The following is a 12,895-nucleotide window of genomic DNA, read 5'->3' as shown; positions in this document are numbered from 1 at the left end:
GCTGTATCAATCGAATTGACGACTATGCTCTTTAGCCCCCATCCATCACGCGTGCTGAAAGCATCATCAGTGATTCATCACTACCCTGCGGCCTGGCCAGGCTTCAGGGTAAATGCAAGCAAAAACATCAGGCAAGACACCAGGCATAACAACTGAAAACCACCTTCGAAGTGACCACTCACATCGCGCATGCGACCGACAATAAAAGGGCCACACGCAGCAATCAGATAGCCAACCGTTAATACGAACGCATTCCAGCGATTGGCCGCATCCGGCGTATGCGTATTGTCCAGCGGCAAGGTCATGGCCAACGTAAATGCCCCGCCGAGACCAAACGCCGTCAGCGGCACCCAAAGCCACGGCCAGGCACCAGGTGTTGCCATGCCTGCCAGGCCAATAGTAGAAACCAAGGCACATCCCGCGAGCCAACCACGTCGATCAGGGTGTCTGCTATACATGCCAACCACCGGGCTGGCCAACATAAAGCAAAACGTAAAACTGGCCAGGACGGCGCCGGCCTCGGCAGCAGGCATGCCACTTTCCTGATACATCGCCGCCGTCCAGGTGAGAATGGCATAAAACAGGAAGTTAACGCAGGCAAAGAACAAGGCAATCATCCAGGCCACAGGGGTGCGTAAAGGCAGGCGCGAGGGTGCTGCCTGTGTCGAAGTCACATTGACTGCGCGAGTAGTGACTGATTTGCGTATGACTTGCCACCAGGCCACCATGGCAATCACCCCCAGCACTGTCCACAAGCCGGTCGCGACCCGCCAGCCCGCAGCTTGCAATATCCAGCCCGTCAACCCGGCCGACAAAGTGCTGCCCAATGACAAGGCGGTAGCATAAATGCCCATGATGAATGCCGCTCGATTGGCAAAACTGGCTTTAACGATGCCTGCAAACATGGCGCCGGCAACGGCAATACCAGCCCCTACGCCGACGGTGCTGGTCATGAGCAAACCACTTCCGGCAGAGTAAGCGCGTACTAACATCGAAAGACTCAGCACACTCAACGCAAACATCAGCACGTTATTGACGCCAAATCGGCGTACCAGCCACGGCGTAGGCAACGCCAATGCCCCCATTAATACATCAGGAATCGCCGTCATCATCGAGGCCATGGCGTGACTCAATTGAAAGGCGTCGATGATGGCAGGCAACGCAGGCCCCATGGAAACAATCCCCGGCCGCAGACCTATTGCTACCAGCACAATCGCCAACACTAACCACCACTCCGTTTTAGAGAAACCCGCAAGGGTTCCCTGACTATTTTTCATCTTTTGCTCCTGATCTCAAACCATGCAAACCTCACTGTAACGGGGAGCGTGCGATTGAAAAATACGCCATTTGTCTGATATGGCAGCGCGTGTCGACACCTACGTGGCAGGCAGCGATAAAAGAGTCGTGTAAAATGCGCGTGCATCCTTGGCGCATTGCAAGCGCATTTTGCTGATTCTTTTGTGGAGAACTTTGTTGAAACTGGCTACCTGGAACGTCAACTCCCTGACTGTGCGCTTGCCACATGTGCTGGACTGGCTGGCTGCCAACCAGCCGGATGTGTTATGCCTACAGGAAACCAAGCAGGAAGATAGCAAGTTTCCCTATGCTGCCTTGCAAGAAGCCGGGTTTAATGCGGTGCATAATGGCCAGAAAACCTATAATGGCGTGGCGATTATCAGCCCGCATCCACTGCAAGATGTCCATGTTGACCTGCCAAATTTTGCCGATGAACAAAAGCGTATTATTGCGGCTACGATACAGGGCGTACGTATAATTTGCGCCTATGTGGTCAATGGCCAGGCGCTGGATTCAGATAAATATCAATACAAACTCAATTGGCTGGCGGCTCTGCAGAACTGGGTGACGGACGAGTTGAAACAACACGAAAAACTCGCACTGTTAGGGGATTACAATATTGCGCCGGATGATAGAGATTGCCATGACCCGGCTGCCTGGGAAGGGCAAGTGCTGGTGAGCCAGCCCGAACGGGAAGCCTTTGAGCGATTATTGGCACTGGGTTTACACGATAGCTTTCGCCTGTTTAACGACGAGGCCGGGCAGTTTAGCTGGTGGGATTACCGCATGGCCGCATTCCGCCGCAACATGGGCATGCGCATAGACCACATTCTGGTCAGTGATGCCTTAAAGCCGCTGTGCGATAGCTGCGTGATAGACAAGGCACCACGCAAACTGGAGCGCCCCAGCGACCACACGCCAGTTATGCTGACACTGGCAAACGCGTAAATTAAACCGTAGGCATCACAAACTTGATGCCCTGCAACACTTCCAGAATGCGTGACTTGAGGCGCTTGTTCATTTCGGCCTCCATTTCCTGCAATTGCACGGCGACCACTGCTGCCACTTTTTCCTCCAAGGCAGGCGCTGATGCCGCAAGCTCAGCTTGCATGCTCTGCTTAAACTCCGCCATTTGTGCAGCGTTTAACTCGGCAAATGCCTCTTGCAGTGATTGCTTGTAGTCTGCCACCAGCGTGGTAGCAGCTGATGCCTGGCTATCAGACAAGGTTTGTTTATTGGTTTCTTGCAATTGTTGCAAATGATCGACCAGGCCCTGCTCAAGCTGCTCACGCAAAGATTGCAAACGGCTTTCCATCTGCGCCTGTTGCGCATCTATCAGCGGTGACAAGGTCTCACCCAACCATTGATGGCCGGTTTTATCCACCGTGTCGCGCACAGTTTGCTCGGTGGCTGCCAGCAATTGCTGCTGGGTGTCACCCAACTGCGACAACTTCTCTTCAACCGCCTGTAATTGTTGCTGGATATTGTTTTCCAATGCGGCCTGGAATGATTGCTCATTGGCCTGCAATTGCGATTGCTGCGTTTCGTTCAAGCGGCCGATCTGTTCTTCAAACACTTGCAATTGCTGCTTGCTGACATTGCCCATGGCCTCGCGGAAGGCTTGTTCTATCGCCTGAATGCTATCACCGACCTGCGACTGTGCCTTCGCCAGCACTTCTTGTTGCAAGGTATTGGCGTAGTCGGCAAGAGATTGCTGTCCGGCCGCAAGGGTGCCTGGACTATGCTCGGCCAGTTGTGCAGCCACCAATTGCGTGATTTCCGGTAACAAAGCCTGTTTAAGCTGCGCCACCAACTCATCCATCTCAATCGCAGGCGCCGCTGACTTCTGAACAACTTTGGTTAATACCGGAATTTCTGAAATATCCACACCATCCCCTTTGCAAGGCTTGTTATTGCGTTTGCTTATTCATGTGCTGAATCTCGTAACCACGGTCACGATAAAATGCCCACCGCTGCCGCCCGGCCATTTTGTCAGCCTCTTCGGTGCCTATCAACTCAAACACATGGCGAAAACGGCTGAAAAACTTAGGCAGGACCGCCTGGCAGTTAAACAGCAAATCATCCTGGCGAATTTGCTCCGGCTGCCAGGCCAGTTGCACCGGCGTCAATGCGGCGTACTCGGCATCAGCCAATGCATTCGGCCAGAAACTGTCCGCCGTTTGCTGCCATAACTGATCACCCAGCCTTTGTGCCTGCTCACGGTCAGGCACATAAATGGTCACACTGCGCTGCCGTGATAACGCCTGGCTCACCAGATGTTGTATCAACGCAGGTGGATCAGTGACATCAGTGTAAAAACGGATTTTGGTCATGACGCGTTATTTGGCTGCCTGATCCAGCAAATACGTCACCAGCAATGGTACCGGACGGCCCGTGCCGCCTTTTTCCTTGCCAGATTTCCAGGCCGTGCCCGCGATATCCAGATGCGCCCAGTCATACTTTTTGGCAAAGCGTGATAAGAAACAAGCCGCGGTAATACTGCCTGCGGCACGGCCACCAATGTTGGCGATATCAGCAAAATTGCTGTCCAGCTGACCTTGGTAATCGTCCCACAATGGCATTTGCCAGGCGCGGTCATTTGCTTGCTCGCCCGCCGCCAGCAAGGCCTTGGCCAAAGTATCATTATTGGCAAACAGGCCACTGACATGATGCCCTAACGCAATGACGCAAGCACCGGTCAACGTGGCAATATCAATCACTGCCGCTGGCTCAAAACGCTCTGCGTAAGTCAGCGCGTCGCACAAAATCAAACGGCCTTCTGCATCCGTATTCAACACCTCAATGGTCTGGCCAGACATACTGGTCAACACATCACCTGGTTTGGTCGCACGGCCACTCGGCATGTTTTCACAGGTCGGAATCAAGCCCACCACATTCAGTGGCAGCTTCAACTCGCCCAAGGCTTTAAACACGCCCAGCACAGAAGCAGCACCGCACATGTCATATTTCATTTCATCCATGTCGGCGCCCGGTTTGAGCGAAATGCCACCGGTATCAAACGTAATGCCCTTGCCCACCAACACCACAGGTTTTTGCGATTTTTTGCCATGCAGATGCTGCAATACAATAAAGCGTGGAGGCTCTTCGCTGCCACGCGTCACGCCTAAAAAAGAGCCCATATTGAGCTTCTCAATCGCGGCCTGCTCCAGCACCTCGACCTTGAAGCCGTATTCTTTGGCCAATTTCTCAGCTTGCTTGCCCAGATAGCTAGGTGTGCAAATGTTCGGTGGCAAATTGCCCAGATCTTTAGCCAATGCCACGCCCTGCCCTACACTGCTACCCTGGCTAACGCCCTCAGTCGCAGCCGCCTGCTCAGTTTTTTCCGCCAGTACGATTACTTGTTTAAGTGGATGCGGCTCCACAGACTTCTCTTTCACCGCATTCACTTTATAAGTAGCGTCCAGCGCCACTTCAGCCAGGGCAGCCGCTTTTTGCTGCACCGTTGTTTTTTTGATACTCAGGCTAGCAAAATCTGTCGCCACATTCTCCACGCCAGCCGGCAGTGCTTTCACCGCAGCGCGGAAGCTGTTACGCAAGCTTTTTAGGCTTGCATCGTCCGTCTTGCCTAACCCCACAAGCATCACTCTCGGCGCCACCACACCAGCCAGTTGGCGCAATAACAGCGTACTACCGGTTTTACCTTCCATATCGCCAGATTTCAGCGCGGCCGAAATGGCTTTTTCGCTCACCGTATCCAGTGATTTAGCTAAATCCGTCAGTTTCCGGCCTTCATAAATGCCGACCAGTAAACAATCCGTACGCAATTTTTCCGGGGCAGCGCTTTTTATGCTAAATTCCATCTTTATCCTTTGTGATTCCATGCAATTTGCCTGAGTGATGGTTGTATTATCTAGTGTTTTATGCTGATTTCAAAGCGGTGCATTTAAATTGAAAATATTCAAACGTGCATTGTCTGCAGAGCTGATGTCCTCAGCGTCTGCCATTTTCCTGATTATCCTGGGTATTGTCGTGGCGCAACGCGCCGGTAACATCGTGCGCCAAGTATCTAAAGGCATTTTACCCAACGATGCCATAGGCACTATCCTGACCTTCAGCCTGGTGCAGTTCATGCCCATGATGCTGTCGCTCGCCATTTTCCTGGCGGTGCTTCTAACTCTGACCCGCTGGCATCGCGACTCAGAAATGGTCATCTGGATGAATGCCGGGCTCAGCTTACGTCAATGGGTACTACCGATCCTGCGCTTCATTACACCGATTGTGCTGATCATCAGTTTGTTCAGCCTGATCATCATGCCTTGGGCAAATGAAAAAGCAGACAATTATCGCGCACAGTTGAAAAAGCGTGATGAGCTGTCCTCCATCAGCCCTGGCACATTCAAAGAGTCCAACAACGGCGAACGGATTTACTTTATTGAAAGCTTTGATAAGTTGGGCTACGAGGTCAAAAACATCTTTGTGCAATCCAAGCAAAATGGTAAAACCGGCATCATCACAGCCAACAGTGGAACGCGCTATAAAGCCCCGAATGGCGATAATTTTTTACGTATGGAGCACGGCAGACGTTATGAAATTACGCCCAATACACTAGAGGTAATGACCACCGAATTTGAGCGCTACGACATCCGTGTAGAAATTAAAGAGGCGGCGCCCCCTTCCAGTACTGCACAGACCAGAACAACACAGTCATTGATTTTTGGTGCGACAGCCGCCGATCATGCCGAACTGCACTGGCGACTGGCAATTCCGATTTCAACCATTGTCATGGTATTGCTGGCTATCCCGCTCAGTTTTGTCGACCCACGTGCTGGGCGCTCACTGAATATCATGTTTGCCATCCTGATATTCATTATCTACAACAATATGCTGAGCATCTTCCAGGCCTGGATCACGCAGGGCAAGATATCGATTCTGATTGGCCTATGGCCAGTCCATCTCATGTTCGTTCTGCTCGGCTGGTATCTCTACCACCGCCGCAAATATCTCAAACCACTCATTCCTGACTGGTTTAAACGCCGGGCAAAGCGTGTAAAAATATGACGCTGACTATCCTCAACCGCTATTTCTGGAAAGAAATCAGCTTCAACATCATGCTGGTGTTGTTAGGCCTGCTCGCCATGTTTTCTTTCTTTGACCTGCTGCAAGAGCTGGACAGCCTGGGACGTGGGCACTACGGCATCAACAGCATGCTGATTTATGTCGGCCTGAGTATTCCTGGACACATTTATGAAGTTGCGCCCGTGGCTGTACTCTTAGGTATTGTTTACACCTTGGGCGCTATGGCCTCAAGCTCTGAGTTGATTGTGATGCGCACCAGCGGCATTTCACTGCAAACCATCGCAAAAATGCTGTTAAGTATTGGTTTGGTATTCGCACTGGTGACGTTTTTGATCGGTGAAATCATTGCGCCTATCAGTGAAAAAATGGCGCAACGCATCCGCATCCAGGCCACAGACTCAGTGGTCGCACAGGACTTCCAGTCAGGCTTGTGGATCAAGGATGGCAGTAGTTTTGTCAATGTCGCTACCGTTATGCCTGACACCAGCCTAGTGGATATTCGTATTTATGATTTTGACGCACAATTCCGCTTGCGCAATATCAGCCATGCCGATAAAGGTTATTTTGAAGATGACCACTGGATATTGTCCAATGTGACACAAACCAAAATGCACACCAGCAAATCGGCGCAGAACAACTCCGTTACCTCGCAATTCTTCAAGCAGACCAAATGGGAGTCGCTAATCCGGCCAGAGCTACTCAATGTACTGCTGGTGTTGCCGGAAAAAATGTCCGCCTGGAATCTGTACAGCTTTATCCAGTATCTGCACCAGAATGGCCAGAGAAGCACCCGTTACCAGGTCGCGCTGTGGTCCAAACTGGTCTATCCATTGGCCTGCCTGGTGATGGTGATGCTGGCACTGCCGTTTGGTTTTTTACAGCAGCGTGCAGGGGGCATCAGTGCCAAAATCTTTGCCGGGATTTTCCTGGGCGTGGTTTACCAGATCATGAACCGCGTGTTTGTGCATCTGGGCGTACTCAACGACTGGTCTCCACTGGTCAGCGCCATCAGTCCGACGCTACTCTTTTTAGCGGCTGGACTTGGCATGCTTTACTACGTCGAGCGACGCTAATCTCAACGCCTACACTGGCGGCAAGGCAATGATGCGCGAGCCTAACAGACGGTCATGCAAAAACTGTTGCTCGCGATCCAGCAATGCCCACCACAAGGTCAACCCGGCAGGCAGTAGCAACACACTGGCCAACACATAACGTATCATCGCTTGCTGCCTGTCGAGCAACTGCCCATGCTGGCCAACCACCTTTAACTTCCAGGTCTGACTGGCCAGAGTTTGCCCGGTCACCACCCAGCAACGCACAAAATAAGTCCCTATCACCAGCCACAACAAGGCCTGTAAACCCAGTCTTTTCCAGCCATGACTGGCATCGCCGATGATCATGATGTACGCAGCAGTCAGTGCCAGCGCCAACGCCAGCAGCAATAGCGCTTCATACACAACCGTCAGATAGCGTTTAATTAAATGCTTCATGTTTTAAGTCCACATAACAAAAACCCCGCAATTGCGGGGTTAGGCAGAAACAGCAGGATTACTTCTGATCCCAGCTATCTTCCCACATACAGTGTCTGATTGTGTGACGGTTAGCGATCAGTTCATCAATGCTAGGCTCGTCGTTCAAGGCACGTTTCAATGCCAGCTTGATCGCTTCGTAGTTGTTTTTGTACAGGTCAGCCTTGTCCAGGTTTGCCTCTTTGGCACAACCCGGGTCAACCCACAGCAATGCCACGATACACAGATCGTTCACCAGCTCTTTAGGAATGATCCCTTCGATCACGGCATCGGTAATGCCATCAGCCACACCTGCTTGCACCACGCCGCCGAACAATTCAATGTTCAGGGAGTCTTTCAAAGTTACTTTTGGCACCATCATGGTCGCCGGGCGTACCATCTGGTTGATATCACGTACGGCAAACATAGCTGTGTGGCCTTTGGTCTGCGCCATCATGTTGGCAAATGCAGCGCCCACTGGGCCATCTACAGAACCGATCAAGATTTCCGGCATCGCGGCGGTAACATCTTTACCTTCAGAAAACACGGTTGCTTCACCGGCTTTAAATACGATTTTTGACATGAGAATTCCTTTTATGTCTGCAAGTTGGAGAAAAACGGAAACCGCAATTATACCAGTTCAAGTTGCATATCTATATGTAATATATCGGCATCACTGTAAGGCTCACTGCACACTTCAAAGCCCACTTGCTGATAAAAACCAACTGCATGCATTTGCGCCGATAGCCGCGCATGACTGACATCCAACTGCTGGCAAACTTGTATGGCCTGCAACAACAATGCCTCTCCAACCCCGCGCCCGCGCCACTCTGCGAGCACCGCCATGCGGCCAATATGCCCGTCAGGCAACACTCTGGCGCATGCCAGGGATTGATCATCCTGGCATGCCAGCAGATGAATGGCTGTTTCATCTGCCGCATCCCATTCCAGATCCACCGGCACGTGTTGCTCTTCTATGAATACACGCTGCCGGATCATGCGGCACTCCGCCCATAAGGGATGATGCCTATCCAGGTGATGGATACTGAGCTGAATACGTTGCACGGCCATCGCCCCTCCGGATCAAATATCGCAATTGTACCTGTATTGCAATTGTAGTTAGCCGCAGGCATCATACGTCCTTTATTAAAAACAGGATTTGAGGAAAAGCTATGTGTCGTTTTCAAACCGCAGCGGCCAGGATTTTGCTGGGGCTGGTGTTTTTTGGGGTCGTAATTTTAAAACTGATGGCGATTTTGAATACGCCTGATGGTTACCTGCAATATCAGATGACCCTGGGCCAGTTTGGGCTGCCAGCGGTGTTTGCCCCTTTGCTGATCCTGGTTCAATTTGTATTTGGCCTGCTACTGATCATCGGCTTTAAAACCCGCCTGTCAGCCCGTGTATTGGGCGTACTGGCAGCCTTTATGGCCGTGATCCTGGCCCAGGCTTCACTGGACGCGTTCTTCGCTTACATGGGCATCGCCGGTGGCATGTGGCTACTGAGCATTTATCCTGACACGGCTTGCAGCCTGGATAACCGCAAAAAATAAGCAATCATCACCAATAAAAAAGCCGGGACAATCCTGGCTTTTTTATTTACAGCAATATCAAGTTAACCTTTGATCTTGATACCCAGTTGCTTGAGCTTACGGTACAAGTGCGTACGCTCCAGGCCAGAAATCTCAGACAAACGGCTCATATTATTTTTCACCAGGCGCATGTGGTACTGAAAGTAAAAACGCTCAAACTCATCGCGCGCTTCACGCAAGGGCTGGTCGAGGTTGAGCGGCATATGCTGCTCAGCTGACTCGGTGGCCTGGCCCTGAAAGTTGGCCAACACGCGCTGCACATCCGCTTGCGTAATCACATCGGCCAGACTGGTCATCAGCAGGTTTTGCACCACAGACTCGAGCTCATCCAGATCCCCCGGCCAGTCGGCATTGCGCAAGGCATTCAGCGCCGCCACATCAAACGACTTATAGTCAATCTTGCTGGCTTCCACCATCAAGGTCGCCATGGCACTCACCAGATCAGGAATATCTTCCTTGTGCTCATCCAGGCACGGCACTTTCACCGCAGCACCAGCCAGCGTTTGCAATAAAGACTGCTCCAGCATGGCTTTTTCAATCAGTTGCGGCAACCCATGCTCACTGGCACAAATCACGCGCACGCCATATTTCTCCGATTTATTAATCAAGAGGCTCAGGCCTTTTTGCTCTGTCTTGCCCAGCTTGGTGACTTCATCCACAAACACCACGCCCTCACGTGCCTGCTCCAGGATTTCCATAGGCGCTGTGACTAACTTTTCATACTCGGTGAGTGCCACCCAGGGCGTATTGTGCGGACGTAGGAATTTGGCGCATAAAGGCACGCTGCCGCCTTTTTTGCCAATGAGGAACAAGGTATTTTTATGGCGGGCCAATTGCTCCAGACGCTGTTTGAGCTCCTGGATCACCGCGCTTTTGCCAAAGCTGGAGAGGTTGATTTCAGTATGCGCGAGGTGCTCAGTGTGTTTAATCGCTGCGCCCACGGTTTTAAGCAGCTTTTGCAACGCGATGGGTTTTTCAAGAAAATCGAATGCCCCGAGGCGGGTCGCTTCAACGGCCGTATCAATCGTGCCATGGCCGGACATCATAATGACCGGCATGGTCAGCAATCCGGCATTGGCCCACTCCTTAAGCAGGCTGATCCCGTCGCAATCCGGCATCCAGATGTCCAGCAAGACCAGATCCGGGCGTAGCTTGAGACGTTCGTCCCTCGCAATCTGGGCGTTCTCCGCCAAGCGCACGACATGCCCTTCATCTCGCAAGATGTCGCTCAATAACTCCCTGATGCCTATTTCGTCATCGACCACCAAAATATTACGTGAAGCCATGGTACTTCCTTACACGATGCGCTCAACGCGCCGACGCTGTTGTTGTTTATCTACCGGCAAGCTGATGGTGACGCTGGCGCCCCCTTGTGGCAGATTGTCTATGCGAATCTGTCCACGCTGCTCTTCTATCATTTTTTTCACAATGGCTAATCCCAACCCTGTCCCGTGAGACTTGGTGGTGACATAGGGCTCGAACACCCTGGCCATCACATCGGTCGGAAAACCACTGCCGTTATCGGTCACGGTTAATTTTATACGCTCGCCATCATAATCGGTCAAGATAACAATGTGCGGCTCACTCACTTGTGTCAGGGCATCCTGGGCATTTTGCAGCAAGTTATGCAAAATTTGCCGCATCATGGTTGCATCGGCATGTATCTCTGGCAATTGCTCATGCAGCGTTAATACCAGCTTGACTGCCGAGGCGTTATACAGGCGGCTGACATCACGAATTAAAGCATTTAAATCCAGCTTTACCAACTGCACAGCCGGGGTTCTGGCGTATTCACTAAATTCATTGACCATGTTCTTCATGGCCTGCACCTGATTCACAATGGTATCCGTCGACTTGAATAACATCTCGGCATCTTTGCTATCCAGTTTGTCCTGCAACTTAAGTTGCAAGCGTTCGGCCGAAAGCTGTATCGGCGTCAACGGGTTTTTAATCTCGTGCGCCAAGCGCCTGGCCACTTCCGCCCAGGCTGCATCACGCTGCGCTTGCGCCATGGCGGTCACATCATCAAACACCACCACCAGACCGTGCCCGGCGCCTTCCGGCAAGCGAGTCACCCGCAACATCAGTATCTGCGTACCATGCACGCCCTCAATTTCAATTTGGCTGGTCAGGTGCCGCTCATGATGGTCAAACTGCAAGGTATCTTCGTAGTGCTGCATCACCAGCTCGGTGAACGGGCTGAGATACCTGTTCTCAGCAGCCACCTCGGTAAAAATCTTGTTTTTAAAGCCGACTAGCGAAATCCCCAGAATATTGGTGGCCGCCAGGTTATATACACGCAACTCTGCACGCTCATTAATGGTCATCACGCCCGAGCTTAAATGCGACAGAATCGCTTCCAGGTAAGCACGCGCAGACTCCACATGCTGACGGCTTTGCTCAGAGGCATTTTTCGCCTCCTGCAACTGGCGCGTCATACTGTTAAATGACTTCACCAGCACACTGAGTTCATCTTTACCAAACGAAGGTAGTTGCTGCGAATAATCACCACTGGCAATCAGGCGCGTGCCTTCTGCCAGCACGGTGAGGGGTTGTGCCATGCGGCGGCTCAGCGCAAACGCAATGGTCAATGCGCCTAACATCGACAACAACAGGATCATGGTCAGCGTCAGCATGAAAATGTCTTTCAATGACTGACGGCTATAAGACAGCGTTTGATACTCGCGATAGACGTCCTGTACCGACTCAGCCGTATTCGACAGTGCTTTGGGCACCGGCTGCATCAATTGCAAAATACGTAGTTCACCCGTAATGCCCAGTGGCTCCACAGGGGTGAGCACACGCATATATAGGCCCTTGCCTGGAATCGGCTCGATCTTTCCGTAAACACCACTCCTGGCCTGGCGCAACTGTGGCACCGACGGCAATTCAGGCAAAAAGCTGCTGGGGTCAGAACTACTCACGGCTAAAATAGCACCTTGCGCACTGAGCAAGGCCGCATCCTGAATGCCTGCTTTTTCGCGTAAATCGTTGATCTGGCTGTAATGAGAACGCGCAGGCTGCAGAGACAGCGACACCGCCATGCTTTGCGCCTTCTCCTTCACATCCCCCAGCATAATATCCAGTGCCCGCTGGCCCAAATTCAAGCCGCCATCCAGAGCAGACTCCACCTTGACGTTAAACCAGGACTCAATCGAGCGCGAGAGGAAATTCACCGATACCAGGTAAACAATCATGCCGGGGATAAGCGCCATCAGCGCAAACGTGACTAGCAACCTGAAATTGAGTTTACTGCCAACCTGTTTGGCTTTGGTGGTGCGGTAGAGATGGCGCAGCTGGTAAGCAATCACACCCAACAAGAGCAAGGCCAGGCCAGCATTGATATAGAGCAATACCAGGTAGTAATCACCACTGATGGCAGTATTGGCGCTGGCCAGCGACAGCAGGTAAAGCAGGGCTGCTGCCAGCGCAATAGACAAAATCAGGACATAACGCATAAGG

Annotated in this window: 13 protein-coding genes; 4 read left to right on the top strand and 9 right to left on the bottom strand. The window is 51.9% G+C overall.

Annotated features, from left to right (window positions below; all coding sequences use genetic code 11):
* Positions 1 to 80: 80 nt before the first annotated feature.
* A complete protein-coding gene (locus ACIDE9_RS12545) occupies positions 81 to 1,277 on the bottom strand; it encodes a CynX/NimT family MFS transporter (RefSeq protein ID WP_411995076.1) in 1,197 nt (398 codons plus the stop codon).
* A gap of 196 nt (positions 1,278 to 1,473) precedes the next feature.
* On the opposite strand from ACIDE9_RS12545, the gene xth reads away from it, so the two are divergent.
* The gene (xth, locus tag ACIDE9_RS12540) at positions 1,474 to 2,244 is read left to right on the top strand and encodes an exodeoxyribonuclease III (RefSeq protein WP_411995108.1); all 771 of its coding nucleotides are present in this window, start codon (positions 1,474 to 1,476) and stop codon (positions 2,242 to 2,244) included.
* 1 nt (position 2,245) lies between these two features.
* On the opposite strand, the gene ACIDE9_RS12535 is transcribed toward xth, so the two are convergent.
* The 3 genes from ACIDE9_RS12535 to ACIDE9_RS12525 are packed head-to-tail and all read right to left on the bottom strand — an operon-like array spanning position 2,246 to position 5,117.
* Positions 2,246 to 3,184, bottom strand: coding sequence for a hypothetical protein (locus ACIDE9_RS12535; protein WP_411995075.1), 939 nt, complete (start codon positions 3,182 to 3,184; stop codon positions 2,246 to 2,248).
* A 22-nt stretch (positions 3,185 to 3,206) separates the two neighbouring features.
* Positions 3,207 to 3,629, bottom strand: coding sequence for a DNA polymerase III subunit chi (locus ACIDE9_RS12530; protein WP_411995074.1), 423 nt, complete (start codon positions 3,627 to 3,629; stop codon positions 3,207 to 3,209).
* Positions 3,630 to 3,635: 6 nt separating this feature from the next.
* Positions 3,636 to 5,117 (bottom strand): leucyl aminopeptidase, encoded by a 1,482-nt coding sequence (locus tag ACIDE9_RS12525; RefSeq protein WP_411995073.1) that lies wholly within the window; start codon positions 5,115 to 5,117, stop codon positions 3,636 to 3,638.
* 88 nt (positions 5,118 to 5,205) lie between these two features.
* On the opposite strand from ACIDE9_RS12525, the gene lptF reads away from it, so the two are divergent.
* Positions 5,206 to 6,315, top strand: coding sequence for an LPS export ABC transporter permease LptF (gene lptF, locus ACIDE9_RS12520; protein WP_411995072.1), 1,110 nt, complete (start codon positions 5,206 to 5,208; stop codon positions 6,313 to 6,315).
* Positions 6,312 to 7,406 (top strand): LPS export ABC transporter permease LptG, encoded by a 1,095-nt coding sequence (gene lptG, locus ACIDE9_RS12515; protein ID WP_411995071.1) that lies wholly within the window; start codon positions 6,312 to 6,314, stop codon positions 7,404 to 7,406. The genes lptF and lptG overlap by 4 nt, the downstream gene beginning before the upstream one ends.
* Before the next feature lie 9 nt (positions 7,407 to 7,415).
* Here the strand turns inward: lptG and ACIDE9_RS12510 are convergent, their stop codons facing one another.
* Genes ACIDE9_RS12510 through ACIDE9_RS12500 form a run of 3 tightly spaced genes read right to left on the bottom strand, consistent with a single transcriptional unit; the run spans position 7,416 to position 8,912 of the window.
* Entirely contained in the window at positions 7,416 to 7,823 is a 408-nt protein-coding gene (locus ACIDE9_RS12510; protein WP_411995070.1) for an RDD family protein, read from the bottom strand.
* Between the two features lie 58 nt (positions 7,824 to 7,881).
* Complete coding sequence (fae, locus tag ACIDE9_RS12505; protein ID WP_411995069.1) at positions 7,882 to 8,424, bottom strand: formaldehyde-activating enzyme; 543 nt, start codon at positions 8,422 to 8,424, stop codon at positions 7,882 to 7,884.
* 47 nt (positions 8,425 to 8,471) lie between these two features.
* Positions 8,472 to 8,912 carry a GNAT family N-acetyltransferase gene (locus ACIDE9_RS12500; RefSeq protein WP_194740302.1) on the bottom strand — a complete coding sequence of 147 codons (441 nt, stop codon included), beginning with the start codon at positions 8,910 to 8,912 and terminating at the stop codon, positions 8,472 to 8,474.
* Positions 8,913 to 9,013: 101 nt separating this feature from the next.
* On the opposite strand from ACIDE9_RS12500, the gene ACIDE9_RS12495 reads away from it, so the two are divergent.
* Positions 9,014 to 9,394: a DoxX family protein gene (locus tag ACIDE9_RS12495; RefSeq protein WP_194752733.1), complete on the top strand. Its 381-nt coding sequence runs from the start codon at positions 9,014 to 9,016 to the stop codon at positions 9,392 to 9,394.
* Positions 9,395 to 9,456: 62 nt separating this feature from the next.
* Here the strand turns inward: ACIDE9_RS12495 and ACIDE9_RS12490 are convergent, their stop codons facing one another.
* Together ACIDE9_RS12490 and ACIDE9_RS12485 are read right to left on the bottom strand one after the other, a co-directional pair.
* Positions 9,457 to 10,719 (bottom strand): sigma-54-dependent transcriptional regulator, encoded by a 1,263-nt coding sequence (locus ACIDE9_RS12490; RefSeq protein WP_411995068.1) that lies wholly within the window; start codon positions 10,717 to 10,719, stop codon positions 9,457 to 9,459.
* 9 nt (positions 10,720 to 10,728) lie between these two features.
* Positions 10,729 to 12,891, bottom strand: a complete 2,163-nt coding sequence (locus tag ACIDE9_RS12485) for a sensor histidine kinase (RefSeq protein ID WP_194752731.1) — start codon at positions 12,889 to 12,891, stop codon at positions 10,729 to 10,731.
* Positions 12,892 to 12,895: the final 4 nt, after the last annotated feature.

It is taken from the genome of Methylophilus sp. 'Pure River', assembly GCF_046765995.1.
In the GTDB taxonomy this organism is placed as follows: Bacteria; Pseudomonadota; Gammaproteobacteria; order Burkholderiales; family Methylophilaceae; genus Methylophilus.
Note: the sequence above shows the minus strand (reverse complement) of the source record. Positions and strands in the feature narration are given on the sequence as shown.